General features: G+C 64.0%; 25 protein-coding genes. 10 read left to right on the top strand and 15 right to left on the bottom strand.

Annotation, left to right across the window (positions count from 1 at the left end; translation table 11 throughout):
* Window positions 1-22: 22 nt before the first annotated feature.
* Entirely contained in the window at window positions 23-502 is a 480-nt protein-coding gene (locus P3T40_RS10255; protein WP_429267569.1) for a glutathione peroxidase, read from the bottom strand.
* A 238-nt stretch (window positions 503-740) separates the two neighbouring features.
* Between P3T40_RS10255 and P3T40_RS10250 the strand changes: the two genes are divergently transcribed.
* Together P3T40_RS10250 and P3T40_RS10245 are read left to right on the top strand one after the other, a co-directional pair.
* The gene (locus P3T40_RS10250; protein WP_429267568.1) at window positions 741-2,693 is read left to right on the top strand and encodes an ATP-binding cassette domain-containing protein; all 1,953 of its coding nucleotides are present in this window, start codon (window positions 741-743) and stop codon (window positions 2,691-2,693) included.
* A gap of 71 nt (window positions 2,694-2,764) precedes the next feature.
* A complete protein-coding gene (locus P3T40_RS10245) occupies window positions 2,765-3,820 on the top strand; it encodes a CaiB/BaiF CoA transferase family protein (RefSeq protein WP_429267638.1) in 1,056 nt (351 codons plus the stop codon).
* Between the two features lie 8 nt (window positions 3,821-3,828).
* Here P3T40_RS10245 and P3T40_RS10240 read toward each other — a convergent pair whose 3' ends face one another.
* The 3 genes from P3T40_RS10240 to alr form a co-directional block, all read right to left on the bottom strand.
* A complete protein-coding gene (locus tag P3T40_RS10240; protein WP_429267567.1) occupies window positions 3,829-4,092 on the bottom strand; it encodes a DUF2866 domain-containing protein in 264 nt (87 codons plus the stop codon).
* Window positions 4,093-4,233: 141 nt separating this feature from the next.
* Window positions 4,234-5,610 carry a DNA repair protein RadA gene (gene radA / locus P3T40_RS10235; protein WP_429267566.1) on the bottom strand — a complete coding sequence of 459 codons (1,377 nt, stop codon included), beginning with the start codon at window positions 5,608-5,610 and terminating at the stop codon, window positions 4,234-4,236.
* Window positions 5,611-5,724: 114 nt separating this feature from the next.
* Entirely contained in the window at window positions 5,725-6,795 is a 1,071-nt protein-coding gene (alr, locus tag P3T40_RS10230) for an alanine racemase (protein WP_429267565.1), read from the bottom strand.
* Between the two features lie 218 nt (window positions 6,796-7,013).
* Here alr and lplT point away from each other — a divergent pair, with 218 nt between their 5' ends.
* Entirely contained in the window at window positions 7,014-8,321 is a 1,308-nt protein-coding gene (gene lplT, locus P3T40_RS10225; protein WP_429267564.1) for a lysophospholipid transporter LplT, read from the top strand.
* A 94-nt stretch (window positions 8,322-8,415) separates the two neighbouring features.
* Window positions 8,416-9,222 carry a bifunctional hydroxymethylpyrimidine kinase/phosphomethylpyrimidine kinase gene (gene thiD, locus P3T40_RS10220; protein ID WP_429267563.1) on the top strand — a complete coding sequence of 269 codons (807 nt, stop codon included), beginning with the start codon at window positions 8,416-8,418 and terminating at the stop codon, window positions 9,220-9,222.
* A gap of 81 nt (window positions 9,223-9,303) precedes the next feature.
* Here the strand turns inward: thiD and P3T40_RS10215 are convergent, their stop codons facing one another.
* Genes P3T40_RS10215 through tsaB form a run of 4 tightly spaced genes read right to left on the bottom strand, consistent with a single transcriptional unit; the run spans window position 9,304 to window position 12,629 of the window.
* Window positions 9,304-10,281, bottom strand: coding sequence for a DUF1853 family protein (locus P3T40_RS10215; RefSeq protein WP_429267562.1), 978 nt, complete (start codon window positions 10,279-10,281; stop codon window positions 9,304-9,306).
* A complete protein-coding gene (locus tag P3T40_RS10210) occupies window positions 10,281-11,315 on the bottom strand; it encodes a uracil-DNA glycosylase family protein (protein WP_429267561.1) in 1,035 nt (344 codons plus the stop codon). Before P3T40_RS10210 ends, P3T40_RS10215 begins: the two co-directional genes overlap by 1 nt.
* Window positions 11,302-11,796: a ribosomal protein S18-alanine N-acetyltransferase gene (gene rimI, locus P3T40_RS10205; protein ID WP_429267560.1), complete on the bottom strand. Its 495-nt coding sequence runs from the start codon at window positions 11,794-11,796 to the stop codon at window positions 11,302-11,304. Before rimI ends, P3T40_RS10210 begins: the two co-directional genes overlap by 14 nt.
* Window positions 11,793-12,629, bottom strand: coding sequence for a tRNA (adenosine(37)-N6)-threonylcarbamoyltransferase complex dimerization subunit type 1 TsaB (gene tsaB / locus P3T40_RS10200; protein WP_429267559.1), 837 nt, complete (start codon window positions 12,627-12,629; stop codon window positions 11,793-11,795). Before tsaB ends, rimI begins: the two co-directional genes overlap by 4 nt.
* A 196-nt stretch (window positions 12,630-12,825) precedes the next feature.
* On the opposite strand from tsaB, the gene P3T40_RS10195 reads away from it, so the two are divergent.
* Window positions 12,826-13,095 (top strand): acyl-CoA-binding protein, encoded by a 270-nt coding sequence (locus P3T40_RS10195; RefSeq protein ID WP_429267558.1) that lies wholly within the window; start codon window positions 12,826-12,828, stop codon window positions 13,093-13,095.
* Between the two features lie 121 nt (window positions 13,096-13,216).
* On the opposite strand, the gene P3T40_RS10190 is transcribed toward P3T40_RS10195, so the two are convergent.
* Window positions 13,217-13,513, bottom strand: coding sequence for a hypothetical protein (locus tag P3T40_RS10190; RefSeq protein ID WP_429267557.1), 297 nt, complete (start codon window positions 13,511-13,513; stop codon window positions 13,217-13,219).
* Between P3T40_RS10190 and P3T40_RS10185 the strand changes: the two genes are divergently transcribed.
* Together P3T40_RS10185 and aceA are read left to right on the top strand one after the other, a co-directional pair.
* Complete coding sequence (locus tag P3T40_RS10185; RefSeq protein ID WP_429267556.1) at window positions 13,512-15,137, top strand: DEAD/DEAH box helicase; 1,626 nt, start codon at window positions 13,512-13,514, stop codon at window positions 15,135-15,137. The two genes, P3T40_RS10190 and P3T40_RS10185, sit on opposite strands and share 2 nt — an antisense overlap.
* Window positions 15,138-15,600: 463 nt before the next feature.
* Window positions 15,601-16,908 (top strand): isocitrate lyase, encoded by a 1,308-nt coding sequence (gene aceA / locus P3T40_RS10180; RefSeq protein ID WP_429267555.1) that lies wholly within the window; start codon window positions 15,601-15,603, stop codon window positions 16,906-16,908.
* 279 nt (window positions 16,909-17,187) lie between these two features.
* On the opposite strand, the gene P3T40_RS10175 is transcribed toward aceA, so the two are convergent.
* Window positions 17,188-17,622 (bottom strand): universal stress protein, encoded by a 435-nt coding sequence (locus tag P3T40_RS10175; RefSeq protein WP_429267554.1) that lies wholly within the window; start codon window positions 17,620-17,622, stop codon window positions 17,188-17,190.
* A gap of 169 nt (window positions 17,623-17,791) precedes the next feature.
* Window positions 17,792-18,694 (bottom strand): LysR family transcriptional regulator, encoded by a 903-nt coding sequence (locus tag P3T40_RS10170; RefSeq protein WP_429267553.1) that lies wholly within the window; start codon window positions 18,692-18,694, stop codon window positions 17,792-17,794.
* 176 nt (window positions 18,695-18,870) lie between these two features.
* Here P3T40_RS10170 and P3T40_RS10165 point away from each other — a divergent pair, with 176 nt between their 5' ends.
* Window positions 18,871-19,701, top strand: a complete 831-nt coding sequence (locus P3T40_RS10165; RefSeq protein WP_429267552.1) for a (S)-2-haloacid dehalogenase — start codon at window positions 18,871-18,873, stop codon at window positions 19,699-19,701.
* A 120-nt stretch (window positions 19,702-19,821) separates the two neighbouring features.
* Window positions 19,822-21,423, top strand: coding sequence for a malate synthase A (gene aceB, locus P3T40_RS10160; RefSeq protein ID WP_429267551.1), 1,602 nt, complete (start codon window positions 19,822-19,824; stop codon window positions 21,421-21,423).
* Between the two features lie 213 nt (window positions 21,424-21,636).
* On the opposite strand, the gene P3T40_RS10155 is transcribed toward aceB, so the two are convergent.
* The gene (locus P3T40_RS10155) at window positions 21,637-22,038 is read right to left on the bottom strand and encodes a gamma-glutamylcyclotransferase family protein (protein ID WP_429267550.1); all 402 of its coding nucleotides are present in this window, start codon (window positions 22,036-22,038) and stop codon (window positions 21,637-21,639) included.
* A 251-nt stretch (window positions 22,039-22,289) separates the two neighbouring features.
* On the opposite strand from P3T40_RS10155, the gene P3T40_RS10150 reads away from it, so the two are divergent.
* A complete protein-coding gene (locus tag P3T40_RS10150; protein WP_429267549.1) occupies window positions 22,290-23,144 on the top strand; it encodes an AraC family transcriptional regulator in 855 nt (284 codons plus the stop codon).
* On the opposite strand, the gene P3T40_RS10145 is transcribed toward P3T40_RS10150, so the two are convergent.
* The 3 genes from P3T40_RS10145 to xylG all read right to left on the bottom strand — a co-directional run bounded on the left by P3T40_RS10145 (window position 23,141) and on the right by xylG (window position 26,656).
* Entirely contained in the window at window positions 23,141-23,605 is a 465-nt protein-coding gene (locus tag P3T40_RS10145; RefSeq protein ID WP_429267548.1) for a GNAT family N-acetyltransferase, read from the bottom strand. The genes P3T40_RS10150 and P3T40_RS10145 overlap by 4 nt on opposite strands.
* Before the next feature lie 295 nt (window positions 23,606-23,900).
* Window positions 23,901-25,100, bottom strand: coding sequence for a sugar ABC transporter permease (locus tag P3T40_RS10140; RefSeq protein WP_429267547.1), 1,200 nt, complete (start codon window positions 25,098-25,100; stop codon window positions 23,901-23,903).
* Window positions 25,097-26,656 (bottom strand): D-xylose ABC transporter ATP-binding protein, encoded by a 1,560-nt coding sequence (gene xylG / locus P3T40_RS10135; RefSeq protein WP_429267546.1) that lies wholly within the window; start codon window positions 26,654-26,656, stop codon window positions 25,097-25,099. Before xylG ends, P3T40_RS10140 begins: the two co-directional genes overlap by 4 nt.
* Window positions 26,657-26,694 lie beyond the last annotated feature (38 nt).

The raw sequence follows: 26,694 nt of genomic DNA, 5'->3' as shown, positions 1-26,694 counted from the left end.
GCCAGAACCCCTCCCAGGACGATTACAGCAGCTTCTCGATGTCGCCGGTAATCGCATCGGGCTTCGTCACCGGCGCATAGCGTTTGACGACCGTGCCGTCGCGCCCCACCAGAAACTTGGTGAAATTCCACTTGATGCCTTCCAGCCCGAGCAGCCCCGGCGCTTCGCCGGTCAGATAACGGTACAAGGGGTGTGCATTCGCGCCGTTCACGTCGATCTTCTCGAACATCGGAAAGCTCACACCGTAGTTCTTCTCGCAAAAGCTGCCGATCTGCGTCGCGTCGCCGGGTTCCTGCTTGCCGAACTGGTTGCACGGAAAGCCGAGCACCACGAAGTCACGCCCCGCATAGGTTTCATACAGCTTCTGCAGGCCGGCGTATTGCGGGGTGAAGCCGCATTCGCTCGCCGTGTTGACGACTAGCAGCACCTTGCCGCGATACTGTTCCAGACTGACTTCCTCGCCGCCCAGCGTGCGCGCCGAGAACGAATAGATCGATGTCATATGTCCTCTCCATGTCGACCGGAGTTAGCGCTTTAGCGCTTACTCCGGTCCCATGCAATATGGTTGCGAAAGGCGTCAGTCTATGCGAAAAGCTCCGCTGACACAGTCGGTCAAATGACCGATCCGCCGTCCGGCGCATGCTGCCGGCGCGTGGGCCACGGGACAGCCGGTCGCCGGAATGCCGGCCACCGGAATGCCGGCCGGTCTAAAATAGCGTTTTTTCCAGCCCGGCCTCTTTGTGATCCGCTTTAACCAGTTCAGTCTCGCGCGCGGCACCAAGCCGCTCTTCGATCAAACCACCTTCACCCTGAACCCCGGCGAGAAAGCCGGCCTGGTCGGAGCGAATGGCGCGGGCAAGTCGACCCTGTTTGCCGTGCTGCTCGGCGAACTGCACGCGGACGCCGGCGATTTCGCGATGCCGCCGTCCTGGCAGATCGCCCACGTGGCGCAGGAAACCCCTGCCGTCGACAAGACGGCGCTCGCCTATACGCTCGACGGCGACGCCGCGTTGCGCGCCATCGAAGCGGCCATTGCGGCGGCCTCGGCCGCGCATGACGGCGCTGCCGAAGGCGAAGCCCACGCCGCCTTTGCCGACGCGGACGGCTACACCGCCCCGGCACGCGCCGAAGCGCTGTTGCTGGGTCTTGGCTTCACACTCGAGCAAACGCGCCTGCCGGTCGCGAGCTTCTCCGGCGGCTGGCGCATGCGCCTGAATCTCGCCCAGGCGCTGATGTGCCGCTCCGACCTGCTGCTGCTCGACGAGCCGACCAACCACCTGGACCTCGACGCCATCGTCTGGCTCGAAGACTGGCTGCACCGCTATCCGGGCACGCTGATCGTGATCTCGCACGACCGCGAATTTCTCGATTCGGTCTGCAACGTCACGCTACATCTGGAGCATCAGCAGATCAAGCGTTATGGCGGCAACTATTCGCAGTTCGAAATCCTGCGCGCGCAGCAGATCGCCCTGCAGCAGAGCGCCTATGAAAAGCAGCAGCGCACGGTCGAACATCTGCAAAGCTATATCAACCGTTTCAAGGCGCAGGCCACCAAGGCACGCCAGGCGCAAAGCCGCGTGAAGGCGCTCGAAAAGATGGAGCTGATCGCGCCCGCGCATGCGTCGTCGCCCTTCACCTTCGAGTTCCGCACACCCGATTCCGCGCCCAATCCGATGATGGTGATGGAAGGCGTGCGCTGCGGCTATCGCAATGAAAACGGCGAGATCCCGATCGTCGAGCACGTCACCCTGTCGATCCAGAACGGCCAGCGCATCGGCTTGCTCGGTGCGAACGGCCAGGGCAAATCGACGCTCATCAAGACGCTTGCCGGCACGCTCGAGGCGCTCGGCGGCGACGTCCGCGAAGGCAAAGGGCTACGCATCGGCTATTTCGCGCAGCATCAGCTCGAGACGCTACGCCCGCAAGACTCGGCGCTGCAGCATCTGGCGCGGCTCGCGCCGGACACGCGCGAGCAGGAACTGCGCGACTTCCTCGGCGGCTTCAACTTCTCCGGGGAGATGGCGACGGCCGCGATTGCACCGTTCTCGGGCGGCGAAAAAGCGCGTCTCGCGCTCGCGCTGGTGATCTGGCAGAAGCCGAACCTGCTGCTGCTTGACGAACCGACCAACCACCTGGATCTGGAAACCCGTCACGCGTTGACGATGGCGCTCGCCCAGTTCGAAGGCACGCTGATTCTTGTCTCGCACGACCGCCATCTGTTGCGCGCCACCACTGATCAATTCATGCTGGTGGCCAAACACCGGTTACAGCCGTTCGACGGCGACCTCGACGACTACCGCGACTGGCTGCTGCAGCACGCCGCCGAACAGCGTGCCGCGTTGAAGGCGGGTAACACTGGCAATGCGGCGAATGGCGGTAATAATGGCAGCGCCGACGACAGCGCCGCGAGCCGCAAGGAGCAGCGCCGTCAGGACGCAGAAACGCGCCAGAAGCTCTCGCACCTGAAGAAACCGCTGCAAAGCCGCATCAACAAGATCGAGAAGGAAATGGACGCGCTGAACGCGGAGAAAGCGACGCTGGATGCATTCGTCGCCGATCCGGCCAGTTACGATCCGGAACAGAAGACCCGCCTCACGGAGGCGATTCGCCGTCAGGCAGATGTGAATGCGCGCCTCGAAGCGCTCGAAGCCGAATGGCTCGATACGCACGAGGAGCTCGAACAAATCGGTTAGAGGTTCTGAGTAAGGACGGCCCGGCGTTTTCTACAACGAGAGAGAGGTTGGCTTTGACGTCTCCCGCTGCATTGCAAGGCCTGCGCGTACTCGATCTGACGCGCCTGTTGCCCGGCCCCGTCGCGGCCCTGCGCCTCGCGGAAATGGGCGCGGACGTGCTGAAGATCGAAGCGCCCGGTGCCGGCGACCCCACCCGCACGATGCTGCAGGCGTCGAGCGATCGCGTCGCAGGCCGCCCCGGCGCCTTCTATCGGATGGTCAACCGCGGCAAGCGCGAGACGCGGCTCGATCTCAAGTCCGAAGCCGGGCGCACTGTACTGCGCGCGTTAGCGCGGGAAGCGGACGTGCTCATCGAAAGCTTCCGGCCAGGTGTGATGGAGCGGCTCGGTATCGGCTACCCAACCTTGAGCGCGCTCAATCCGAAACTCGTCTACTGCGCAATCAGCGGCTACGGTTCGACGGGCCCCTTCTCCGGACACGCCGGACACGACCTCAACTACATCGCCTACGCGGGCGTGCTCGAACAACTGGCGAGCCGCGACGGCGCACCGATCCTGCCGAACTTCCAGATTGCCGACCTGCTGGGCGGCGCCTCGAGCGCAGTCGAGCAGATTCTCGCCGCGCTGTGGTGCGTGGCGCGCGGCGGCAACGGCCGCTTCGTCGACGTTTCGATGACGCACACCACCCACGCGAACAACTTCCTCGCCCAGGTCTCGCTCGCCAACGACGGCGCCGCTCCACCAGCCGGCGGCGGCCTGCTGAACGGCGGCGTGGCCTGCTACAACCTGTACCGGACGCAGGATGGGCGCTGGCTCGCAGTTGCGGCACTCGAACTCAAGTTCTGGGAAACGCTGTGCCACGCGCTCGACTGCCCGGAGTGGGCGTTCCGGCACTGGAGCGTCGGGCAAGCAATCGGCGGCCCGGATGCGCTCGCGCTGATAAAGGACGTCGCCGACCTGATCGCGAGCCGGCCTCTGGAAGATTGGGTGCGGTTGCTGGAACCGCTCGATTGTTGCGTATCGCCGGTGCTGACAGCCGCGGAAGCGGCCCAGCACCCACTCTTCAACCCAGACGCGGGTCTGAGCGTGGGCGAAGAACCGGACGAGGCGGACGTGCTGCCGGAGTAACCAACCCCCTAGCGCCGTGGCAAAGTCTGCCGCGGCGCACGTTCGTCGTCGTACAGCATGTATTTGCGCCCTTCGACATGCCGGTCGATGGTGGCACGCACTTCATCCGGCGTGACATTTTCCGCGACGACGCGGCGCGAGATCTGGCCGGTGGTATCGATCCATTCGACGATCCGGCACGCTCCGCCCCAGGGCTGGCGGATGGGCGCAGAGACGCGGGCGCCGCGCACCTGCAGCGCACGCTCGGTCATGGTTTCATGAGACTGTTTCAAGGCGCGATCCTTTTCCGCTTGAGAGGGATGGCAGACCCGCCCAGCTTAGGGAATACGCGTGTTGCGTTGGTTACAGGCTCGACCGGGTTATTTACGGCGCATTACGCAGCAATGACTGCTTAAAAGTGCCGCAAACGGTGCCTACTCTAGGGTCCTGATGCGGTCGATGGCCTGTTCGAGCCGGTCGACGGCAATAACCTGTAAGCCGTCGATAGGTTGTTTGGGCGCGTTCGCCTTAGGAATCAGCGCGATCGAGAAACCCAGCTTGGCGGCTTCCTTGAGCCGGTCCTGGCCGCGCGGCGACGGCCGGATTTCACCGGCCAGCCCCACTTCGCCAAATACGATCAGGCCCTTCGGCAGCGCCTTGTTGCGCATCGACGAATGGATCGCGAGCAGCACCGCGAGGTCCGCGGCAGGCTCAGTGATCTTGACCCCGCCCACCGCATTCAGAAACACGTCCTGATCGAAACAGGCAATGCCGGCGTGCCGGTGCAGCACGGCGAGCAGCATCGCCAGCCGGTTCTGTTCCAGCCCCACCGCGAGACGGCGGGGATTGGGCACATTGGCGGCGTCCACCAGCGCCTGCACTTCGACGAGCAACGGCCGCGAGCCTTCCTGGGTCACCAGCACACACGAGCCCGGCACGACCTGCTCATGCTGCGACAGGAACAGCGCCGACGGGTTAGCCACGCCGCGCAGACCGCGCTCGGTCATCGCAAACACGCCCAGTTCGTTGACCGCGCCGAAACGGTTCTTGAACGCCCGCACCAGACGGAACGACGAGTGCGTGTCGCCCTCGAAGTACAGCACGGTATCGACGATGTGTTCGAGCACCCGCGGGCCGGCCAGATTGCCTTCCTTGGTCACGTGGCCGACCATGATGATGGCCGTGCCTGACTGCTTGGCAATGCGCGTCAGTTGTGCCGCGCACTCGCGCACCTGGGCGACCGAGCCCGGCGCCGAAGTCAGCGCCTCGGAATAGACCGTCTGGATCGAATCGATCACGGCGACGTCGGGCCGTTCGCTCTCGATCGTCGCCTGGATTTTTTCCAGCTGGATTTCGGCGAGCAGCCTCAACTCACTCGCCTTGGAACCTGGGTCGAGCAGCGACAGCCGTTGCGCCCGCAACGCAATCTGCGCAGCCGACTCTTCACCGCTGATATACAGCGCGCGCCGGTCGTGAGCGATTTCCGCGAGCGACTGCAGCAACAGCGTCGATTTGCCGATGCCCGGATCGCCGCCGATCAGCACCACGCCGCCTGGCACCAGGCCGCCGCCCAATACGCGGTCGAATTCGCTGACCCCGGTGGAAAACCGCGGCACGTCCGACGCTTCGATATCCGCGAGGCGCTGCACCGGAGCGCTCTTCGCCAGCGACTGAAAGCGGTGCGCGGACGGCGATTCGGCCACCGTCTCCACCAGAGTATTCCATGCCTGACATGCCGGGCACTGCCCCTGCCACTTGGGCGCCTGCCCGCCACATTCGGTGCAGGTGTACATCGTCTTCTGTTTAGCCACGCGCCCTTGCCTGTTATATATGTGGTGTGATGTCTGGTTTGCTGTCTGATTGTGCCGAAGTTGGAAACCCGGCCGCAGCACTTGCGAAACGCCTATTCCGCGCTTGCTCCCCGCTTATTCCGCCCGCACCGGCACGCGCGGCGCCACGGCGCACATCAGCTCGTAGCCGATCGTGCCGCACGCCTGCGCGACGTCGTCGATCGGCAGCGTGTTGCCCCACAATTCGACGCGCGAGCCGACATTGGCCGTCGGACACGGCGTCAGATCGACGGTCAGCATGTCCATCGACACCCGGCCGACAACCCGTGTGCGCACGCCATCGACGATCACCGGCGTGCCTTCCGGCGCGACGCGCGGATAGCCGTCCGCATAACCGCACGCCACTACGCCGATCCGCATCGGCCCACGCGCCTTGAAGATCGAGCCGTAGCCCACGGTTTGCCCCTCGGCGACGTTCTGCACCGCGATCAATTCCGAAGCGAGCGTCATGGCCGGCTGCAGGCCTGTGCCCTCGATGGCCCGAGTGACGCCCGATGGCGACGCGCCGTACAGGATGATGCCCGGGCGCACCCAGTCGAAATGCGACGACGGGTGCCACAGCGTGGCCGCCGAATTGGCGAGGCTGCGCGCCCCCGCGATGCCCTGCGCGCCGCGCTCGAACGCTTCCATCTGGTACTCGACGCCGCGTTCGCCATCGGCGTCCGCGAAATGCGTCATCAGCGTGATCTGGCCGACGCCCTGGCAGGCGCGCGCCCGCTCCCACGCCGCCCGGAAGCGTTCCGGCGTGTAGCCGAGGCGGTTCATGCCGGTATTCATTTTCAACTGAATATTGACGGGCTTCGACAGGCGCGCCATTTCCAGCATGCGCAACTGCTCGTCCGAATGCAGCGCCGTGCTCAGGCTGTAGCGGTCGATCACGTCGATATCCGTGGGACGGAAAAAGCCTTCCAGCAACAAAATTGGCCCGGCCCAGCCCAATTCACGCAACTTCACCGCTTCTTCGAGGTCGAGCAATCCAAAGCCGTCGGTTGCGCGCAGACCTGGAAAAGCTCTTGCGAGGCCATGCCCGTAGGCGTTGGCCTTGACGACAGCCCAGATTTTCGATTTTGGGGCGTAACGGCGGACGACGGCGAGGTTATTGGCGAGTGCAGCGGTGTGAATCGTGGCTGAGAGGGGGCGCGGCATGGGAAATTTTCGTAAAGACGCTTGCGAATCAGGAGCTTACAGTGCGTTTTCAGTGCTCAGGAGCCCGCTGGGCGGTGCGATCAAGGATTCTGCTAGTCCGAATCCAGCTATTTTCGTGATATAAAGCCGTGCGCACAACCCATTTCGAACGGAATAAGCCCGGACGCCTTGCACACGGCCGGGGCGGACGGACCGCAGCGAGGACAGCATCGCATCAGATGAAAAAAGGTTTTTACACCATCATGGCCGCGCAGTTTTTTTCGTCGCTGGCCGACAATGCGCTTCTGATTGCTGCTATTGCACTGCTGAAAGACCTCCACGCCCCGAACTGGATGACGCCGCTGCTCAAGTTGTTCTTTGTGCTGTCGTACGTCGTTCTCGCTGCCTTCGTCGGCGCCTTCGCCGACTCTCGTCCGAAGGGACGCGTGATGTTCGTCACCAATACCATCAAGGTGGTCGGCTGCTTCACGATGCTGGTCGGCGCCCATCCGCTGATTGCGTATGGCATTGTCGGATTCGGCGCTGCGGCGTATTCGCCCGCCAAGTACGGCATTCTCACCGAACTGCTGCCGCCTGACCGGCTCGTCGCCGCGAACGGCTGGATCGAAGGCACCACGGTCGGCTCGATCATTCTCGGCACGGTATTGGGCGGCGCGCTGATCAGCCCGCATATCGCTTCGCACATCCTCAAGCACCATATTCCCACCGTCAACACGCCGGCCGAAGCGGCGATGCTTGTGATCATGGCGATCTACGTGATTGCCGCGCTATTCAATCTGCGCATTCCCGACACCGGCGCACGCTATCCGAAGCAGGAACGCGGCCCGATCAAGCTCGTCACCGATTTCGCCGACTGCTTCCTGATTCTCTGGCACGACAAGCTCGGCCAGATCTCGCTCGCCGTCACGACCCTCTTCTGGGGCGCGGGCGCGACCTTGCAATTCATCGTGCTGAAGTGGGCGGAAGTGTCGCTCGGCATGTCGCTCTCCGAAGGCGCGATCCTGCAGGCGGTTGTCGCGGTCGGCGTGGCGGCGGGCGCGATCATCGCCGCCTCGCGCGTGCCGCTCAAGAAGTCGCTCTCGGTGCTGCCGGTCGGCATCATGATGGGAATCGCGGTGATGCTGATGGCGTTCTATACGCGCAGCCTGTTCCCCGCCCATTGGGGTGTTTACTTCGGCCATATGCATGTGCCGGGCTATCTGATCTTCGCGTACCTGTTCCTGATGATCGTCGGCGGTCTGTCCGGATTTTTTGTCGTACCGATGAATGCGCTGCTGCAGCATCGCGGCCACGTGCTGCTGTCGGCCGGCCACTCGATCGCCGTGCAGAACTTCAACGAGAACCTCTCGGTGCTCGTGATGCTGTGTCTGTACGCGGTGCTGGTGTGGCTCGACGTGCCGGTATCGGCCGTCATCGTGCTGTTCGGCACCTTCGTTTGCGTGATGATGTGGTTCGTGATGCGGCGCCATCAGGCAAACCAGCGCGCGTTCGATTCAGTCGCCCTCATCGGCGAAGTGAAACACTGACGCGCGCCTTTGACACGTTAATCTGACGCATCACCCTGATGCGCCGGATTGCGGGATGCGCGCCGCGCCCGCGCTTCTTTCTTTCCAGCCCCCCATGACTCAACCGATTCCCAACGTCCTGACGATCGCCGGTTCCGACTCCGGCGGCGGCGCCGGCATTCAGGCCGACCTCAAGGCCTTTTCGGCTCTCGGCGCGTATGGCGCGAGTGTCATCACGGCGCTGACTGCGCAGAACACGCGCGGCGTCACGGCGATCCATACGCCCGATCCGGCGTTTATCACGGCGCAACTCGATGCGGTGTTCGACGATATCCGCATTGACGCGGTGAAGATCGGCATGCTGGCGAACGCGCATGTTGCGCGGGCCGTCGCCGACGCGCTGCGGCGCTATCGGCCGAAGCACGTCGTGCTCGATACCGTGATGATCTCCAAGAGCAATCACGCGCTGCTCGCGCCCGACGCGGTGGCGGTGGTGCGCGACGAGTTACTGCCGCTCGCCGACCTGCTGACGCCGAATCTGCCGGAAGCGGCTGCGTTGCTGGGAGTTTCAGCCGCCACCGACGAAGCGGGCATGATCGAGCAAGGTGAAGCGCTGCGCTCGCTCGGTGCACGCGCCGTGCTGATGAAAGGCGGCCATCTCACGGCCGCCGACAGCCCGGACTGGCTGGTGCAGGACAGCGGCACGCTGCGCCTGTACGCAGCACGCGTGCCGGTGAAGAATACGCATGGCACGGGCTGCACGCTGTCGTCGGCGATTGCGGCGCTGCTTCCGCAGCGCGCGGACCTCGCAAGTGCAGTCACCGATGCAAAGATTTACCTGACCGGGGCGCTGCAGGCGAGCGATCAACTCGACGTCGGCAAGGGCGTCGGGCCGGTGCATCATTTTTATCGGTGGTGGTGAAGCGGGATTTGTGTCCGGGGTTGTGTCGCTATGGCCGGCGCCGGTCAACGACGCGCGGCTGCCAGCCCGGGCGCATGACGCTTACTGCCGCGCATACGCCTGCGCTTTCTCCGGCCAGGTATCCGGCACGATAAAGCCGCGCGAGCGCTCGACCCACCGCCCCGCGTCGTCGGTATAGAAAGCCGCTACCATCGTCGGACCGTTTTGATGCGCGATCCGCTCGCTCAAGGCGCTGGCTTCGACGAACGCAACACCCGCCGCTTCTGCCGCCCCCGGTTCATGCCTGCGCGGCGCCAGCCACTCGAGTCGCGGCAAGACCCGCCACGCCTGCGCGTGCCCAGCCGCAAAAGCCGGCCACTCCGAGCGTGTGGCCCACCAGCCGCGCGCATGCGCTGGATCGATTTCGACGGGGTCGCTCGTCGTCTCACCGTGCGGGTAGAACAGCCAGCCCTTGATGAACATCTGCGGCTCCCACGGTCCGACGTGTCCCAGCGTGGCGAACTCCTCGCGCGCGCTGAGCGGCAACTGATGATCGAGCACGTGAGTCAGCTTCAGATCGAAGCGGTCCTGCAGATTGGGACCGACGTAATCGGCCAGTTGCGCCCGCCCATCCCCGGCGTGCAGATAGCACTTGACGGCCAGCTCCCAGTGCAGCCGCCGCCCCGCCTGCGTCTGGACCAGAAAATCGCACTCGCCCAAGGTCAGGCCGGCGCGCCGCAGCGGCACGTTCGCCGCGATGAGGCGCGCAGCCGGCCCGTGTTGCAGAAACCACGCGAGCAGGCATTCCGCGTAGCGGCCAAGACGTGTGACCCGCGCCGCCTCGAGATCACTTTGCAACTCTCCGGGATCGGTGTCCAACGCGAGCAGCCACTCGAGCGTAGCGGCTAGCTCGTCGGCCGTTTCGAACGCGCTCGCCAGCATCCCGACCGGTGGTTGCGCACGCAACAAATCCGCGCTGAACAGCAGCCACGCCAGATCGCGCACTGCAGGTTCGCGCAACGCATCCCACTGTGCCGCGGGCACAGCGGCCGGGAGCGCTGCCGGCCGGATCGCGTCCATTAGCTGGCCGCCGCTCCGGCTCCGCCCGCCTTCAACCATGTGTCGCGGGCGAGGCACAGATCGGTCCACGCCTTGGCCTTGTCGGGCAAGCTGCGCAGCAGATACGCCGGGTGATAGGTGACGATGACCGGCACGCCTTCATACTCGTGGACGCGGCCACGCAGCGACGAAATGCTCGCGTCGGTCTTCAGCAGACTCTGGGCGGCGAAACGGCCCAGCGCGATGATCAGCTTCGGCTTGACGAGCGCGACCTGGCGCTGCAAATACGGCTCGCAGCGCGCGACCTCGTCCGGCTCGGGATTGCGATTACCGGGCGGGCGGCACTTGATCACGTTGGCGATGTAGACATTGGTATCCCGCGCGAGTGTCAGCGAATGCAGCATGTTGTCGAGCAGCTTGCCAGCCTGACCGACAAACGGTTCGCCCTGGCGGTCCTCGTTTTCGCCGGGGGCTTCGCCGATCAGCATCCAGTCGGCGTTGCGGTCGCCAACGCCGAACACCGTGTTGGTGCGCTTCTCGCACAGCCGACAGCGCTCGCAGGCGGCCACGCGCTCGGCGAGTGCATCCCAGTCGAGGGTCTGCGGCGACGGCTCGGCACGCTCGGCGGGAACCGTGCGCGCTTCCGCCGGTGGCTGGGAAGGCAGGTCGTCGAACCAGGCGAAATCGTCTTCCGGTGGGGTCGCGGCGGAGGGTTCGGCGGGCGCGGGGCGTGAAGGTTGCGTGGAGCGTGCGGCGGACGCGGGTGACGCAGCCGTCACGCGTGGGCCTTCCTCGAACGCGTCTTCGCGCCGCCCAGCCGCGGAGCCGGTCTGAGCCGCGCTGCGAGGCGCACCCTGAGCCGACCCATACGGAGATTCCTGCGCCGGGCCCTGCACCGGCGCCGCAACCTCGGCACGCAGCGCCGCACCATCAGTGACAGCCTCGACCGCCGCGGCCGCTTGCGCGACCTGGCCGGCACCCGCCTGCCCCATCCCTCGCCTCACCCACATCGGCGCGAGACCGAGTTCTTCCAATGCAGATTCATGCAGCGCCATCTGCGCCCTCCCTGGCAAACGAAAAACGCATCACGATGGCGTCCTCCCGGCTGCGATGACGCGCCGGATAGTAGTTCTTGCGACGGCCAATCGAAGCAAAACCGAAGCGTTCATAAAGCCGGATGGCCCGGTGGTTCGACGGCCGCACTTCGAGCAGCAGCCCGTCGAGTTTCTCGTTACGCGTAATGCGCACCGCTTCGCGCAGCAGCGACAGGCCAGCGCCCACGCCCTGCGCGGCGGGCGCCACGCACAAATTCAGCAGATGCATCTCGTCGACCACCGGCATCAGCACGCAGTAGCCGATCAAGGTCCCAGTGACGTGGCGCAGGCAGATGCCAAAATAGCCGTTGCGCAGCGAGTCTTCGAAATTGCCGCGGCTCCACGGAAACTCATAGGCCGCTTTTTCGATGATGGCGACCTCGTCGAGGTCCCCTTCGGTCATTGGCGACATGTAGCGGTCCGCCAGCAACACTCCGCTCATCGTCCGCCCTCGCCTTGAGGTCCAGTGTGGACCGCCGATACAGGGGCCGCGCTCGCTGTCCCAGCAGCCCTGGCGGCCTTTTCAGCCTTATCAGCCATGCGTTCCGCCGTGGTCTGGGCCACCTTGTCGCGCACGTATTCGGGCGCGGCGTGCTCGGCCGGCACGGTGCGGCCGGCGCGCCACGCACGCAGCGCCGCAAAGGCGAGCGGCAACGCATGAGGCAGCGCTTCGCCGTCGATGGCCTGCGCCACCGCACAGGCGGCGAGGCGCGCGCCGAACGCGGCGGCGGCATTGCCGGCCAGCGTAAACGGCACCTCGGGCAAGTTCAACCGGTCCGGCGCATCGAGCGAGGCCGACTGGATCGTACGCCATTCGCCTTCGGCTTCATCCCACGCAAAATCGGCCCAATAGACTTCGTCCATGCGGGCGTCGAGCGCTGCCACGACGCGCCTGACTGACGGATCGCGCAAGCGCGCGCTCTCGGCGCAGGCGAGCAAGGTGCCAATCGGCACAACGGGGCAGTTCAGGCCGAAGGCGAGCCCCTGCGCCACACCCGTTGCCGTCCGCAAACCAGTGAATGAGCCCGGCCCCGCGCCGAACGCAATCGCGTCGCAGTCGGCCAGCGCGAGGCCGGCTTCGTCGAACAGTTCGCGGATCGCGGGCAACAGGCGCGTACTGGACACGGCGCCAGTCGCTTCGTGGCGCACCCAGACGCGTGGTTCTTCAGAGGCGAGAGCGCCCGCAGCGGCGGACGTAGCGGACGCAGTGGACAGGAGCGCGACCGAGCAGAATTCGGTCGACGTATCGAGGGCAAGCAGCACAGTTCGGGTCATGGCCGCTATTGTAATGCGGCGCCCCCCTTTGCCGGACACGCGCCACGCTCCCGACATGCGCCGAGCCCCTCAAGGCACGACCCGCCGCCCCTGCTCCCCGCGCCGTTTGGAAGAATCGTTCGAGCCTGGTTCGACCCGCCAAAGGATCGCGCTTGATATGATCGACGGCCTACCCTGAACTCGCCACGGAGAAAACATGAGCGACGTCGACGCGCAATTCGCAAAAGCCCACGAAGAGGTGCAACAACTGCCGGAACGCCCGGGCAATCTGACGCTGCTGCGCCTGTATGCGCTCTACAAGCAGTCCACCAAGGGGGACGTCCATGGCGACAAGCCGGGGTTCACTGACATCGTCGGCAAGTACAAATACGACGCCTGGGCGGCGCTGAAAGGCACCTCGCAGGATGCCGCCAAGCAGCAATACGTCGAACTGGTCGAATCGCTAAAAAGCGGCGCCTCAGCTTAAGACTGGCGCACAAACTAGCTGACAACGACACTTCCCTTCACGGAAATGTCTTAAATGTGGCGCGGTGCAGCAAAACCCTATACAATGCTGCCTGCGCTTCACTGCTTTGCCCGGCTTTCTTCTAGCGGCCGTTGCGGCGCAGCGCCTCGTAGCGTTTTGCTCCAATCCAGTTTAGAACCTGTCCCCTCCTGCCTAGCCCCCTACGGGCGATCATGTACCAGGCTGGCGGCACGCCGTGTTGGCATGTCGCAACCGATACAGCTTCTAACAAAAAGCTCGCCTTGATTGCCGCGAGCTGCCCCCGTTTTTCGATTTGCTCGCTGCTTCTTTGCTCGCTGAATCCGACGACTTGGGTATGCCGATTGGCGCCGACGTATTTATTCCGTGCATTACCCAGGATCGTTTCAAGGATTCTCATGACTTCGAGCAATACCCCCAGCAGCCCGTTGAACGCCATCGCCGACCAAGCCCTCGGTCTCGCAAGCAGTGACGCAGCACCCGCACAAGCCGCAGCCGTTGCTGCAGCGCCGGAAGCCGTCGCCGCTGTGGCCGCCGCACCGGCCGGTCCGTCGTTCGCGTCGCTCGGTCTGTCCCCGGATGTCGTGTCCGCGCTGACCGCCGCTGGCTACCAAACCCCGACCCCGGTTCAGCAACGCGCGATCCCCGCTGGCATCGCCGGCCGCGATCTGATGGTTTCGAGCCCGACCGGTTCGGGCAAGACCGCCGCGTTCATGCTGCCCGCCATCGAGCGTTTCTCGCAGCTGCAAAAAGCCCAAGCCAGCCAGCCGCGTGAGCCGCGTCCGGCTGACGGCGCCCGCACGCGCCGCCCGCAACCGGTTGCCCGTCCGACCATGCTGGTTCTGACGCCGACCCGCGAACTCGCGATGCAGGTCACCACCGCCGCTGCCACGTACGGCAAGCACCTGAAGCGCCTGCGCACCGTCAGCATTCTCGGTGGCGTCGCTTACGGTCAACAGCTGATGCTGCTGGCGAAGAACCCGGAAATCCTGGTTGCTACGCCGGGCCGTCTGATCGACCATCTGGAACGCGGCCGTATCGACCTGTCGCAACTGCAGATCCTCGTGCTCGATGAAGCTGACCGCATGCTGGACATGGGCTTCATCGAAGATATCGAGACGATCGTCGCCGCTACGCCGGCCACGCGTCAAACCATGCTGTTCTCGGCCACGCTCGACGGCAAGATCACCTCGCTGACGGGCCGCCTGCTGAAGGATCCGGAACGTATCGAGATCGTCCAGCGCATGGAGCAGCGCACCAACATCGCGCAAACCGTCCACTATGTTGACGACCGCGATCACAAGGACCGTCTGCTCGACCATCTGCTGCGCGACTCCGGCCTCGACCAGGCTATCGTCTTCACGGCAACCAAGATGGACGCGGATCAACTGGCTGGCCGTCTTGCTGACGCCGGTTTCGAGTCGGCCGCCCTGCACGGCGACCTGCCGCAAGGCGCACGTAACCGCACGATCCGCGCACTGCGCGAGCGCCGTGTGCGCGTGCTGGTGGCAACGGACGTCGCCGCTCGCGGTATCGACATCCCGGGCATCACGCACGTGTTCAATTACGACCTGCCGAAGTTCGCTGAAGACTACGTGCACCGTATCGGCCGTACCGGCCGTGCTGGCCGCTCGGGCATCGCAGTGAGCCTCGTGCATCATGCCGAGCAAGGCGCGTTGAAGCGCATCGAGCGTTTCGTGCGCACCCCGCTGGCGGTCAATGTTGTCGAAGGCTTCGAGCCGCGCAAGTCGGCTCCGTCGGGCAATGGCCGTCCTGGCTTTGGCGGCCGCGGCCGTCCGGGCGGTGGCAATGGCGGTGGCCGTCGCTTTGGTAGCGGCAGCGGTGCTGGCAAGCCGGCCGGTAACGGCGGCGGTGCTCGCACTGGCAACGGTGGCGGCAATGGCGGCGGCTGGGCCGGCAAGTCGGCTGGCGGCGGTTCGCGCGAAGGCTACGGCGGCTCGCGTGACGGTGGCTACGGCGCACGCCGCAGCGACGGTCCGCGTACGGCGCGTCGCGGCAGCTAAGCAGACAAGGTCTGGGCAGCGCAACGCCCTGCGTCGCAGTCATCAAGACTCTGTGCAGGACGTGTTGCCAGGCTAGCTAAAACGACCACAGGCGGCCTCGGCCACCCAAACGTCAGAAGAAACCGGTGCTCATGCACCGGTTTTTTTTTGCCCGTACTTTGGTCGCACACGAAATTTCACGATGTGGAAAATTTTTTTGCCTCGTAAAAAATCGTGCTGCGTGGCACAACGGGAGCTATTGCAGCAGGGGAAATAGCGTTTCTTAATGCGGAACAGCGCCAACAAACCATTGATTTAAAACAATTAAAAATCCATAACAAGGCGCGACATGCGTCTATTGCGCGCACCCCGATTTGCCTAGACTCTTATACAAGACTTCACGAAACGAAACGCCTTCCCGGCGCCCGCTTCGCTGAAGACAGAGCCCACTGATCCACTATCCAGGCAATCCAAGGAGCACACCATGACGTCGCGCCAAGAACAAGCACAGCAACTCCAGCAACAATGGGAAACCGATCCGCGCTGGAAAGGCATCAAACGCAGCTACAGCGCCGATGACGTGGTGCGTCTGCGCGGTTCGTTGCCGGTTGAGCACACGCTCGCCAAGCGCGGCGCGGAGAAGCTGTGGGAAAGCGTCAACAACGAGCCGTTCGTGAACTCGCTTGGCGCGCTGACCGGCAACCAGGCCATGCAGCAGGTCAAGGCCGGCCTGAAGGCAATCTATCTGTCGGGCTGGCAGGTGGCGGGCGACGCCAACGTGGCGGGCGAAATGTACCCGGACCAGTCGCTGTACCCGGCCAATTCGGTGCCGCTGGTCGTGAAGCGCATCAACAATACGCTGACGCGTGCCGACCAGATCCAGTGGTCGGAAGGCAAGAATCCGGGCGACGAAGGCTACATCGACTACTTCGCACCGATCGTGGCTGATGCCGAAGCCGGTTTCGGCGGCGTGCTGAACGCATTCGAGCTGATGAAGGCGATGATCGAATCCGGCGCCGCGGGCGTGCACTTCGAAGACCAGCTCGCTTCCGTGAAGAAGTGCGGCCACATGGGCGGCAAGGTGCTCGTGCCGACCCGCGAAAACATCGCCAAGCTGACCGCTGCGCGTCTGGCGGCTGACGTCTCCGGTACGCCGACCGTCCTGCTTGCGCGCACCGACGCGGAAGCAGCCGACCTCGTCACCTCGGACATCGACGACAACGACAAGCCGTTCCTGACCGGCGAGCGCACCGTGGAAGGTTTCTACCGCACGAAGCCGGGTATCGAGCAGGCCATCTCGCGCGGCCTCGCCTACGCGCCGTACGCCGACATGATCTGGTGCGAAACCGGCAAGCCGGACCTCGAGTTCGCCAAGCGATTCGCCGAGGCGATCCATAAGGAATTCCCGGGCAAGCTGCTGGCGTACAACTGCTCGCCGTCGTTCAACTGGAAGAAGAACCTTGACGACGCGACGATCGCCAAGTTCCAGAAGGAACTCGGAGCGATGGGCTACAAGTTCCAGTTCATCACACTCGCCGGCTTCCATGCGCTGAACTACTCGATGTTCAACCTCGCGCACGGCTATGCCCGCACGCAGATGAGCGCCTTCGTCGAAATGCAGCAGGCTGAATTCGCGGCCGCCGAAAAGGGCTTCACCGCCGTGAAGCATCAGCGCGAAGTGGGCACCGGCTACTTCGATGCCGTGACGCAAACGGTCGAACGCGAAGCGTCGACGACCGCGCTGCATGGCTCGACGGAAGACGAGCAGTTCTTCGACAAGAAGGTGGCCTAAATAACGCTGAAGCGACGTTGACGGGACTTTGAAAAATCTCGCAGCAGCCTGAAAGCGCGCAAGCGGATCGCCAGAAAGACGGACGGGAAGCGGCCCCGCCAGAGGGCCGCGATCAGGGGGAGACAGTCTGCTGAAAAGGGCCGGCAAGCCGGACTCACAAGGTCCCAGGACAGGCCCGCGCAGACTGGAAATCTGAGAGAAAAGCAGGCGGCAAAGGGCAACCTGCCGCCGCTACGCAGGAGGCGCGCCGGCTTTACCGCCGGCGCGTTTTATTGTCCTTTAGCGATACACGATCACCGGAATCTTCGTATGCGTCAGCACCCGCTGCGTCTCGCTGCCGATCAGCAGGCTGCCGAGTCCGCGGCGTCCATGCGAGGCCATGAAGATCACATCGCAAGCGCCCTTCTCGGCCGTCTCGATGATGCCGAGATACGGCGAAGGGTGCACGCTGGTGCGGCTCGTGACGATCACGCCGACATGGCGCCCGGCCCGCTCGACCTCCTGCAGATGCACGCGCGCCTCGCGCTCGCTGCGCTCCAGAAAGTCGCCAGGCGGTTCGATCACCACTTCGGAGAACGGCGAATAGGGATATTGCGGCAAGCAGGCATAAGCCGTGACGCGCGCGCCGACGGCTTGGGCGAGATCGATTGCGCCCTCAATCGCTTTTCGGGACAAATCTGAACCATCGGTCGGAACCAGGATGTGCTTGAACATGGTGTCTCCGTCGTCGGCTGCGGCTGGACCCGGACAAGGCGAGCGGCGCGCTACCACGGCAAGCGCCAGGCGGATCCTCCCAATCGATTGTAGTGCGCCTGAATGGACGCAACGCTCGCGTGCGGGTCTGTCCGCATATCGGAAACCCGCGCGGCGTGGCGCTCCGGCCTCACCCCCAATAACCGGGATGACCGTAGGTATGTTTGAGAAAGTCCAGAAAGAGCCGCACGCGCAGCGGCAAATGACGGCGCTGCGGAAATACGGCGTGAATACCGATGGGCGGCGCGGCGAACTCGTCGAGCACGCTCACGAGCCGGCCAGCGGCGATATCCGTGCCGACTTCCCACCAGGAACGCCACGCGAGCCCGTAGCCGTCGAGACACCATTCATGCAGCACCGCGCCGTCCGAGCATTCCATCGTGCCGGAGACCCTGATCGACACCACCTTGTCGCCCTGCTGGAACATCCAGCCGCGCTGCTGGTTGGCGCTCGCGCCGAGCGCCAGACAATTGTGATGCGCCAGATCCGCGAGGGTTTGCGGCGCGCCGCGGCGCGTCAGATAGGCGGGCGAGGCCACGCACACGCGGCGGTTTTCGCCCAGACGCAGCGACACCAGCGACGAATCCGGCAGTTCCCCCAGTCGTACCGCGCAGTCGAAACCTTCGTTGACCAGGTCCACCAGCCGGTCGGACAGATCGAGCGTGATCGAGACGTCGGGATGGGCGACGGTGAAGGCCGGCACCAGCGGCGCGACGTGCCGCCGGCCGAAGCCGGCCGGCGCCGACAGACGCAGGTGGCCGCTCGCCTTCACGCCGCCGGCCGAAACGCTTGCCTCGGCGTTCTGCATGTCGTGGATGACGCGCTGACAGTCCTCGAGGAACGCCGAACCTTCGAAGGTCAGGGTGAGCTTGCGGGTGGTGCGCACCAGCAGCTTGACGCCGAGCCGCTCCTCGAGCGCGTCGATGCGGCGGCCAATGATGGCGGGCGCCACGCCCTCAGCCTGCGCGGCTGCCGACAGGCTGCCCTTGGCCGCGACGGTGACGAAGGTTTCGATCTGCTTGAAACGGTCCATGGGGGAGTCGGAGCGCTGAATGCAAAAACAGCCATGCGCAAAAGCGCGCGCACCAAAGTGGCAATGCGCGTCAGATTAGGTGGATGAAAGTAAAAGATCAAGTGATGTTTAGCCTATTTTTTAGCGTATAGCATCACTAATACAATTTGTCTGACCTCGAATTGGAGCGCACGGCAATGTCGGCCACAACGACACTCTCCCCAAAAGCAGTGATTTTCGACGTCTACGGCACGCTGTTCGACGTGCATTCGGTCGTCGCTGCGGCGGAGCAGATGTTTCCGGGCCACGGCGACGCGCTTTCGCAGTTGTGGCGGCACAAGCAGATCGAATACACGCAGTTGCGCACGCTGGCTGATCCGGCCGGCGCACGCTATCAGCCCTTCTGGAACATCACGCTCGACGCGCTGCGCTTCGCCGCCCACAAGCTCGGCCTCACGCTCAATCGCGCCGCGGAAAAGCGTCTGATGGATGAATACGCGTGCCTGTCGGCCTTCCCGGATGCGGTACCCGCGTTGCGCCGCTTGCATGAGCAGCGCGCTCAGCATGCCGAAGCGGCAAAAGCGGCCGAGGCCGCTGAAGGTAGTCAAAGCGCCCCATGCGCCCAAACCGCCCCGCCCGGCCTCGCCATTCTGTCCAACGGCAATCCGCAGATGCTCGACATCGCCGTGAAGAGCGCCGGCATGACCGGCCTGTTCGACCACGTGCTCTCGGCCGACACGGTGCGCGCCTACAAACCGGCGCCCGCCGCCTACGCACTCGGCACAGGGGCGTTCGGCGCGCAGCCGCGCGAAATCGTCTTCGTGTCGTCGAACGGCTGGGATGCGGCCGGCGCGAACTGGTTCGGTTACACGACTTTCTGGCTCAACCGGCAAGGCGCCCCCGCTGAAGAGCTGGGCGTCACGCCACATGGCACGGGCGGGGGCATGAACGACCTGCTCGTTTTTCTGCAAACCCTCGCAGTGTCCGGGAGAAGCACGAGCCGCACGCGCCACAGCCCTGGCGCATGACGGCAAGAGCCCACCTCATGGACACATGCAACGCAGCCCGAAAGCCCAGCGCAATTCAACCGTATTTCAACCGCACTTGAACATTTGCATCTTTGCAATCTGACCGACCAAGGAGAAAACATGGCGAACCCGCTTTCATCGTCGCAGTTGCCGCAGGGCATGGAAATCACGGCTGATATCAAGCCGGGCTACGAAACCATCCTGACCCGTGAGGCGCTCGAACTCGTCGCCGCATTGCATCGCACGTTCGAGCCGCGCCGCCAGGCGCTGCTGAAAGCGCGCGTCGAACGCACGAAGCGTCTCGACGCCGGTGAGCGGCCCGACTTCCTCGTCGAGACGAAGAGCATCCGCGAAGGCGACTGGAAAATCGCGCCGCTGCCGCAAGACCTGCAATGCCGCCGCGTGGAAATCACCGGACCGGTCGAGCGCAAGATGATCATCAACGCGCTGAACTCCGGCGCGGATTCGTACATGACGGACTTCGAGGATTCGAACGCGCCGAGCTGGGACAACCAGATCACCGGCCACATCAATCTGAAGGATGCCGTGCGCCGCACCATCTCGCTCGAACAGAACGGCAAGTCGTACCAGCTGAACGACAAGGTCGCCACATTGATCGTGCGTCCGCGCGGCTGGCATCTCGACGAGAAGCATGTGAAGGTGGACGGCCAGCGCGTGTCCGGCGGCATTTTCGATTTCGCGCTGTTCCTGTTCCACAACTCGAAGGAACTGGTCGCACGTGGCTCGGGCCCCTACTTCTATCTACCGAAGATGGAGAGCCATCTGGAAGCGCGTCTGTGGAACGACCTCTTCGTCGCCGCGCAGGAAGCGGTTGGCGTGCCGCGCGGCACGATCCGCGCCACGGTGCTGATCGAAACGATCCTCGCTGCGTTCGAAATGGACGAGATCCTGTACGAGCTGCGCGAACATAGCTCGGGCCTGAACGCGGGCCGTTGGGACTACATCTTCTCGGCGATCAAGAAGTTCAAGACGGACAAGGACTTCTGCCTCGCCGACCGCTCGCAGATCACCATGACCGCGCCCTTCATGCGGGCCTATGCGCTGCTGTTGCTGAAGACCTGCCATCGACGCAACGCACCGGCGATCGGCGGCATGAGCGCGCTGATTCCGATCAAGAACGACCCGGCCGCCAATGACAAGGCAATGGGCGGCGTGCGTTCGGACAAGGCGCGCGATGCGGGCGATGGCTACGACGGCGGCTGGGTCGCGCATCCGGGCCTCGTGCCCATCGCAATGGAAGAGTTCGTCAAGGTGCTGGGCGACCGGCCGAACCAGATCGGTAAGCAACGCGCCGATGTCGAAGTGAGCGCCAAGGATCTGAGGGATTTCCGCCCCGAAACGCCGATCACCGAAGCAGGTCTGCGCAACAACATCAACGTTGGGATTCACTACCTCGGTTCGTGGCTGGCGGGCAATGGCTGCGTGCCGATCCACAATCTGATGGAAGACGCGGCGACCGCAGAAATCTCGCGCTCGCAGGTCTGGCAATGGATCCGCTCGCCGAAGGGCGCGCTCGACGACGGCCGCAAGGTCACCGCGGAACTGGTGCGCGAACTGTCGAAGCAGGAACTCGCCAAGGTGAAGCAGGCGGTCGGCGGCGATACCCAGCCGTATGATCGCGCGGCCGAGATCTTCGAAGAGATGTCCACTTCGGAGCAGTTCACGGACTTCCTGACGCTGCCGTTGTATGAGGAAATCTGAGGCACGGCGCTAGCCGGGCTTCGGGGGCGCGAGGGGGCAAGACGTATCCCTCGTGCCACGATGTAGCCGCGCTGCTTGTTGATGAAGCGGCGCGGGTCGCAAGGCTGACCGACCGCACGGCCCAGCAGGCTCAGGCTTGCCGGGCCGTTTTTTTGGGGGCGGTCACCTGCAGCATTGAGAAGCTTCGGAACGCTGCAATTTGAAACGGCACGCCTAGCGCGAGCGGCGATGGGCAACCCAATCGCCCGAGCGGATCTCGGGCAAGCCCTTCACCGCGCTTTTCGTCACCGGATAGAGGAGGCATGCCATGGCAGCGCCGTCAACTTCAACCATCACCTCACGGGCCACGAACAACCCCTCGACGCCAGGATAGACCTCCTCGATTTCATCGAGCACGGCGACCAGATCCGGGTCGATTTCATAAACATCGCCACGAACCGGAGACCCCGCCTCGTCGAGCACAAGGCCCGGATAGGCGCCAAAATCGAACAGACGCCCGCGCACGGTGGCCGTCCCGATCAGTGTCGGCTCTGCAATGTCGTGGCGCGCGGCGGCTTCGCTGATGTCGTTGATCTCGCCGGCCCGCAGGGTGCCGTACACGAAAACCTTCTGCATCGTCCTGGGTCCTCTCTATCTCATGGGTGTGGCTTTAACGACCACGGTGGGTTTCAGTCGAGCGGAGCGCCTGGCGATACTCATGGGTCGCTCCCCCGGACGATTCTGGTCGGACGCATTATGCCCCTCGCGATCTCCGCATGCGATTTGCAAAAATACCGGCTGCGGGCCACCGGTGGCGGGGGAACCCAGCGCGACGCCCTACAATGGGAACCACCTCACCGTTCAAGGTTCCGTCAGGTGTCTATCTCATGAACCGGTCCGCCGCCGCTGCCCCGTCAACAGAGGTGGAGTTCGGCGACATTCCGCCGGCGTTCGCCCCCAACCGTACGCATCCGATCCGCGTGCGCTCGCGGCCCATGCCGGCCGGCGTGCGTATCGCCCGTCACACGCACGCGTGGGCGCAGGTAGCGTATGCATCGCGTGGGGTGCTGCGCGTCGGCACGCTCGGCACGACGTGGATGGTGCCGCCGTCGCGGGCGATCTTTGTGCCGCCGCATATCACGCACGAAGTGATCATCGTCGAGGATGCGTTTCTGCGCACGCTGTATATCGACGAAAACGCCGTGCCGCCCGGGCTCGATGCGCCCCGCGTCGTCGAGGTGTCGAACCTGCTGCGCGAGGTGATTGCCGCACTCGATATGCCCGGCCTCTCCGCCACCCGTGAACAGGTGCTCGGCGCGCTCGCGCTCGACGAGCTGACCCGCTCGGAGCCGCTGCCGTTGTCCGTGCCGATGCCCAACGAAAAGCGCCTGCGTGCGCTGTGCGAAGCGGTGATCGCGGACCCCGCCAATTCCGATTCTCTCGAACAGTGGGCTGCGAGTGTCGGCGCAAGTACCCGCACGATTGCACGCCTCTTTCGTCAGGAGCTCGGCGTCAGCTTTTCGCAATGGCGTCAGCAGGCCCTGCTCGCCCGCGCGATTCCTCTGCTGAGCCAGGGGCGGCCGCTCGCGCATGTGGCGCAGGAGTTGGGCTATCAGAGCCAGAGCGCTTTTTCGGCGATGTTCCGGCGGGCGTTCGGCAAGAGTCCGCGTGCGTTTATCGAGCGCGGCTCCGAGCGTTATCAGGGTGAGGGGGAAGCGGACACAGGCGGCCCAGCCGTCTAAACCCGCCGCGCCAGATGCCGGATCGCGCCGAGTTGCGCGAGGCGCGGCCCGGCGAGCTTGTAGCCCATGCGCAGATACAGCCGCGCCGCGGGATTGTCGACGAACACCCGCAGTTGCAATTCACGCAGGCCCCGCTCGCGCGCCCATTGATGCGACATGTCGAGCAGATAGGTGCCGGCGCCGCGCCGCCGATACCCGTCGGCAATCTGTACGTCGCGAATGTGCAGCGAATCGCCCTCTTCTGTGAGACGCAGCACGCCGACCGGCTTGCCATCGATTTCGAGGATGTAGTTTTCCGACTCGCTCCAGCTGCCGAGAAACAGATCGCTGCGCCAGACGAGATGATGCCGATGATAGTAACCCCCCATGTTGTTGCGGGTCAGCGCTTCGGCAAAAGCGAAGTCGTCCATGCTGGCTTTGCGCAACTGGAACGGTGATGGAACATCGGTAGGGACGAACATGACACGGCGGGAAGATGGTGATCCGCTCAACGTTAAAACAGGCCGCGCGTGCTGGCAATGGCTGTTTTTCCCGAGATGGGTGCGGATCGAGGTAATCGCGCAAAAAACCCTGGGCAGACCGCGAATATAGAGGGCACGGTGGCAACCTGCCTGCCCCGGCCACGGTACAGGTTGCCACCGAAGATAACGTTCTCCTTACAATCAGCCTTTCGGCTTCGATCGACAGTCGAGGTTTCTGTTGCACTGCAAACACGCGCGCCGCATCTCTCCGCCGCGCAAGCAGACTATCGACCCCTCAACGCCGGTTAGACCCCGACACCACATCGATCCACACCGCCAGCACCAGGATGCTGCCTTTGACGATCATCTGCCAATACGCGTCCACGTCGAGCATCGACATGCCGTTGTCCAGACTCGCCATCACCAGTGCGCCGATCAGGGCGCCATACACCGTCCCCGAACCGCCGCGCATCGACGTGCCGCCGATAAAGCACGCCGCGATCGCATCGAGTTCGCCCATCGATCCGGCCGAGGGCGAGCCCGCTGCCAGCCGCGCCGTATTGACGATGCCGCCGAACGCGCACATCAGGCCCATCAGCGCGAAAATCGCCAGCTTCACGCGGTTCGTATTGACGCCCGACAGGCGCGTCGCCTCGAGGTTTGAGCCGACCGCATAAATGCGCCGTCCGAACACGGTCTGCGTCGCAATCCACGTGAAGATACCGAGCAGTGCGAGCAGCAACAGCACCGGCACTGGAATGCCGCCGTAACGATCGAGCGTCGCCACGAAGCCGAACAGGATCACGCCCGCGCCGACGATCTTCGCCACGTCCTGCCAGACCGGCACCACCGCCAATTGATAGCGTTGCCGGTTGCGCCGCTGTCGCACGGTGAGCAGCGCCAGCAGCGCGAACAGCACCACGGCGAGCGAATTGCCAGCGAACTGCGGCAAATAGCCCTGCCCCACAAACACGAAACCATCGGACACCGGCGCGATGGTCGAACCGCCCGTCACACCGAGCAGAATGCCGCGATAGGCCAGCATGCCGCCGAGCCCGACGATAAACGACGGCACGCGCCGATACGTCGACCACCAGCCGTTGAAGAGGCCTATCAGCACGCCGAGCACCATCACCACCGGCACGGTGATGCCAATCGGCCAATGACGGTTCACGTCGAGAATTGCCGCCACGCCGCCGAGCAGTCCAAGCAGCGACCCCACCGAAAGATCGATCTCGCCCGCGATGATGACGAACACCATCCCGCACGCGAGCATGCCGGTGATCGACATCTGCCGCAGCAGGTTCGACAGATTGCGCGGCGTGATGAACGCGCCGCTGGTGAGAAACGAGAAGAAGATCCAGATGACCGCGACCGCAATCAGCAGCGCGAGAATCTTGTAGCGCGCGAACAGTTGCTGCAGGCGCTGCGCGCCGCCGAACGAGCCGCGCGGCGCGGCATCTTTGGCGCTTTGGGAAGTGACGTCGGGAGTCATGCTGCACTCGCTCCAGTTAGGTTCGTTGATCGTTGCGCGGGTCGAATCGCGGCCGTCAGGATGTCTTCCTGCGTGAGACCGTCGTTGATGAAGTCGCCGCGCAATTCGCCTTCGCCGATCACCAGCACGCGATCGCTGATGCCGAGCACTTCGGGCAATTCGGACGACACCATCACGATCGACATGCCGCGCTGCGCCAGTTGAACGATCAGTTTGTAGATTTCGTATTTGGCGCCGACATCGACGCCGCGCGTGGGCTCGTCGAGGATCAGCACCTTCGGGTCGGTCAACAGCATGCGGGTCAGCACCGCTTTCTGCTGATTGCCGCCGGAAAGACTCGCAATCGACAGCATCGGATGCGCGGCGCGCACGGAGAGCCGCTTCATCTCGGTGTGAATGGTGTCGAGTTCGGCGGCGGAATCGATGCGCGCGCCTTTGGCAAAACGTTGCAACACCGACAGCGTGATGTTATGACCGACACTCAGATGCGGCACGATACCGTGGCGCTTGCGGTCCTCCGGCACCATGCCAATGCCGGCACGAATCGCATCGGCCGGCGCGCGGATTTTCAGCGGCTTACCCTCGAGCCACACTGTCGCCTCGCTTACGCCAGGATAGGCGCCGAAAATCGCCTGCATCAACTCCGTACGCCCTGCTCCCACCAGTCCCGCCACGCCGAGTATCTCGCCGCGTCTTAAGGTGAACGACACATCGTCGACACGCTTGCGGCGCGGATTGGTGACGTCGAAACAGGTCACGTGACGCGCTTCGAAGATCACGTCGCCGAGGGGTCGTGGTTCACGCGGAAACAGATTGGTGATTTCGCGGCCCACCATCATCGCGATAATGCGGTCGGTGGTCAACGCACGCATCGGTTCAGTCGCGACATGCCGGCCATCGCGAATCACGGTGATCGTGTCGCAGACGGCTTCGACTTCATCGAGCTTGTGCGAGATATACACGCAAGCCACGCCACGCCGCTTCAGATCGCGCACAATGTCCAGCAGAATCTGCGTCTCCGAACTGGTGAGCGACGACGACGGCTCATCGAGGATCAGCAGCTTTGCGCGCTTGTTCAGCGCCTTGGCGATCTCGATCAGCTGTTGATGGCCGCCGCCGTAGTTCATCACCGGCTGCGCGACATTGATGCCTTCGATACGCAGCTCGCGCAGCAGTTCGTCGGCGCGCTGGAACATCGCGGCGTAGTTCATGCGGCCGCCCGGCAGCGTGATTTCGTTGCCGAGAAAGATGTTCTCGGCCACCGAAAGCTCCGGCACGAGCATCAATTCCTGATGGATGATGACAATCCCGGCGCGCTCGGTGTCGCGCACGCTCGCCGCCTTCAGGGGCTCGCCTTCCCAGAGGATTTCGCCGTCCCACGTGCCGTATGGATAGACACCGGACAGCACTTTCATCAGCGTGGATTTGCCCGCGCCATTCTCGCCGCACAAGCCGACACACTCGCCAGGCGACACCGAGAGGTCGATGCCGTCGAGTGCCTTCACGCCGGAAAACGCTTTGACGATGTGATGCATCACCAGTAAAGGTTGCGTCATTCGCTTTTGCCTCGCTGCATAGCGCGCGACGACGCAGT

This window comes from Paraburkholderia sp. EB58, assembly GCF_050436665.1.
Lineage (GTDB): Bacteria > Pseudomonadota > Gammaproteobacteria > Burkholderiales > Burkholderiaceae > Paraburkholderia.
Note: the sequence above shows the minus strand (reverse complement) of the source record. Positions and strands in the feature narration are given on the sequence as shown.

Excerpts from the sequence above, each read along its gene's own strand:
- P3T40_RS10255 (WP_429267569.1), bottom strand. The coding sequence starts at position 502 with ATGACATCGATCTATTCGTTCTCGGCGCGCACGCTGGGCGGCGAGGAA.
- alr (WP_429267565.1), bottom strand. The coding sequence starts at position 6,795 with ATGCCGCGCCCCCTCTCAGCCACGATTCACACCGCTGCACTCGCCAAT.
- lplT (WP_429267564.1), top strand. The coding sequence starts at position 7,014 with ATGAAAAAAGGTTTTTACACCATCATGGCCGCGCAGTTTTTTTCGTCG.
- thiD (WP_429267563.1), top strand. The coding sequence starts at position 8,416 with ATGACTCAACCGATTCCCAACGTCCTGACGATCGCCGGTTCCGACTCC.
- P3T40_RS10215 (WP_429267562.1), bottom strand. The coding sequence starts at position 10,281 with ATGGACGCGATCCGGCCGGCAGCGCTCCCGGCCGCTGTGCCCGCGGCA.
- P3T40_RS10210 (WP_429267561.1), bottom strand. The coding sequence starts at position 11,315 with ATGGCGCTGCATGAATCTGCATTGGAAGAACTCGGTCTCGCGCCGATG.
- rimI (WP_429267560.1), bottom strand. The coding sequence starts at position 11,796 with ATGAGCGGAGTGTTGCTGGCGGACCGCTACATGTCGCCAATGACCGAA.
- tsaB (WP_429267559.1), bottom strand. The coding sequence starts at position 12,629 with ATGACCCGAACTGTGCTGCTTGCCCTCGATACGTCGACCGAATTCTGC.
- P3T40_RS10195 (WP_429267558.1), top strand. The coding sequence starts at position 12,826 with ATGAGCGACGTCGACGCGCAATTCGCAAAAGCCCACGAAGAGGTGCAA.
- P3T40_RS10185 (WP_429267556.1), top strand. The coding sequence starts at position 13,512 with ATGACTTCGAGCAATACCCCCAGCAGCCCGTTGAACGCCATCGCCGAC.
- P3T40_RS10190 (WP_429267557.1), bottom strand. The coding sequence starts at position 13,513 with ATGAGAATCCTTGAAACGATCCTGGGTAATGCACGGAATAAATACGTC.
- aceA (WP_429267555.1), top strand. The coding sequence starts at position 15,601 with ATGACGTCGCGCCAAGAACAAGCACAGCAACTCCAGCAACAATGGGAA.
- P3T40_RS10175 (WP_429267554.1), bottom strand. The coding sequence starts at position 17,622 with ATGTTCAAGCACATCCTGGTTCCGACCGATGGTTCAGATTTGTCCCGA.
- P3T40_RS10170 (WP_429267553.1), bottom strand. The coding sequence starts at position 18,694 with ATGGACCGTTTCAAGCAGATCGAAACCTTCGTCACCGTCGCGGCCAAG.
- P3T40_RS10165 (WP_429267552.1), top strand. The coding sequence starts at position 18,871 with ATGTCGGCCACAACGACACTCTCCCCAAAAGCAGTGATTTTCGACGTC.
- aceB (WP_429267551.1), top strand. The coding sequence starts at position 19,822 with ATGGCGAACCCGCTTTCATCGTCGCAGTTGCCGCAGGGCATGGAAATC.
- P3T40_RS10155 (WP_429267550.1), bottom strand. The coding sequence starts at position 22,038 with ATGCAGAAGGTTTTCGTGTACGGCACCCTGCGGGCCGGCGAGATCAAC.
- P3T40_RS10150 (WP_429267549.1), top strand. The coding sequence starts at position 22,290 with ATGAACCGGTCCGCCGCCGCTGCCCCGTCAACAGAGGTGGAGTTCGGC.
- P3T40_RS10145 (WP_429267548.1), bottom strand. The coding sequence starts at position 23,605 with ATGTTCGTCCCTACCGATGTTCCATCACCGTTCCAGTTGCGCAAAGCC.
- P3T40_RS10140 (WP_429267547.1), bottom strand. The coding sequence starts at position 25,100 with ATGACTCCCGACGTCACTTCCCAAAGCGCCAAAGATGCCGCGCCGCGC.
- xylG (WP_429267546.1), bottom strand. The coding sequence starts at position 26,656 with ATGACGCAACCTTTACTGGTGATGCATCACATCGTCAAAGCGTTTTCC.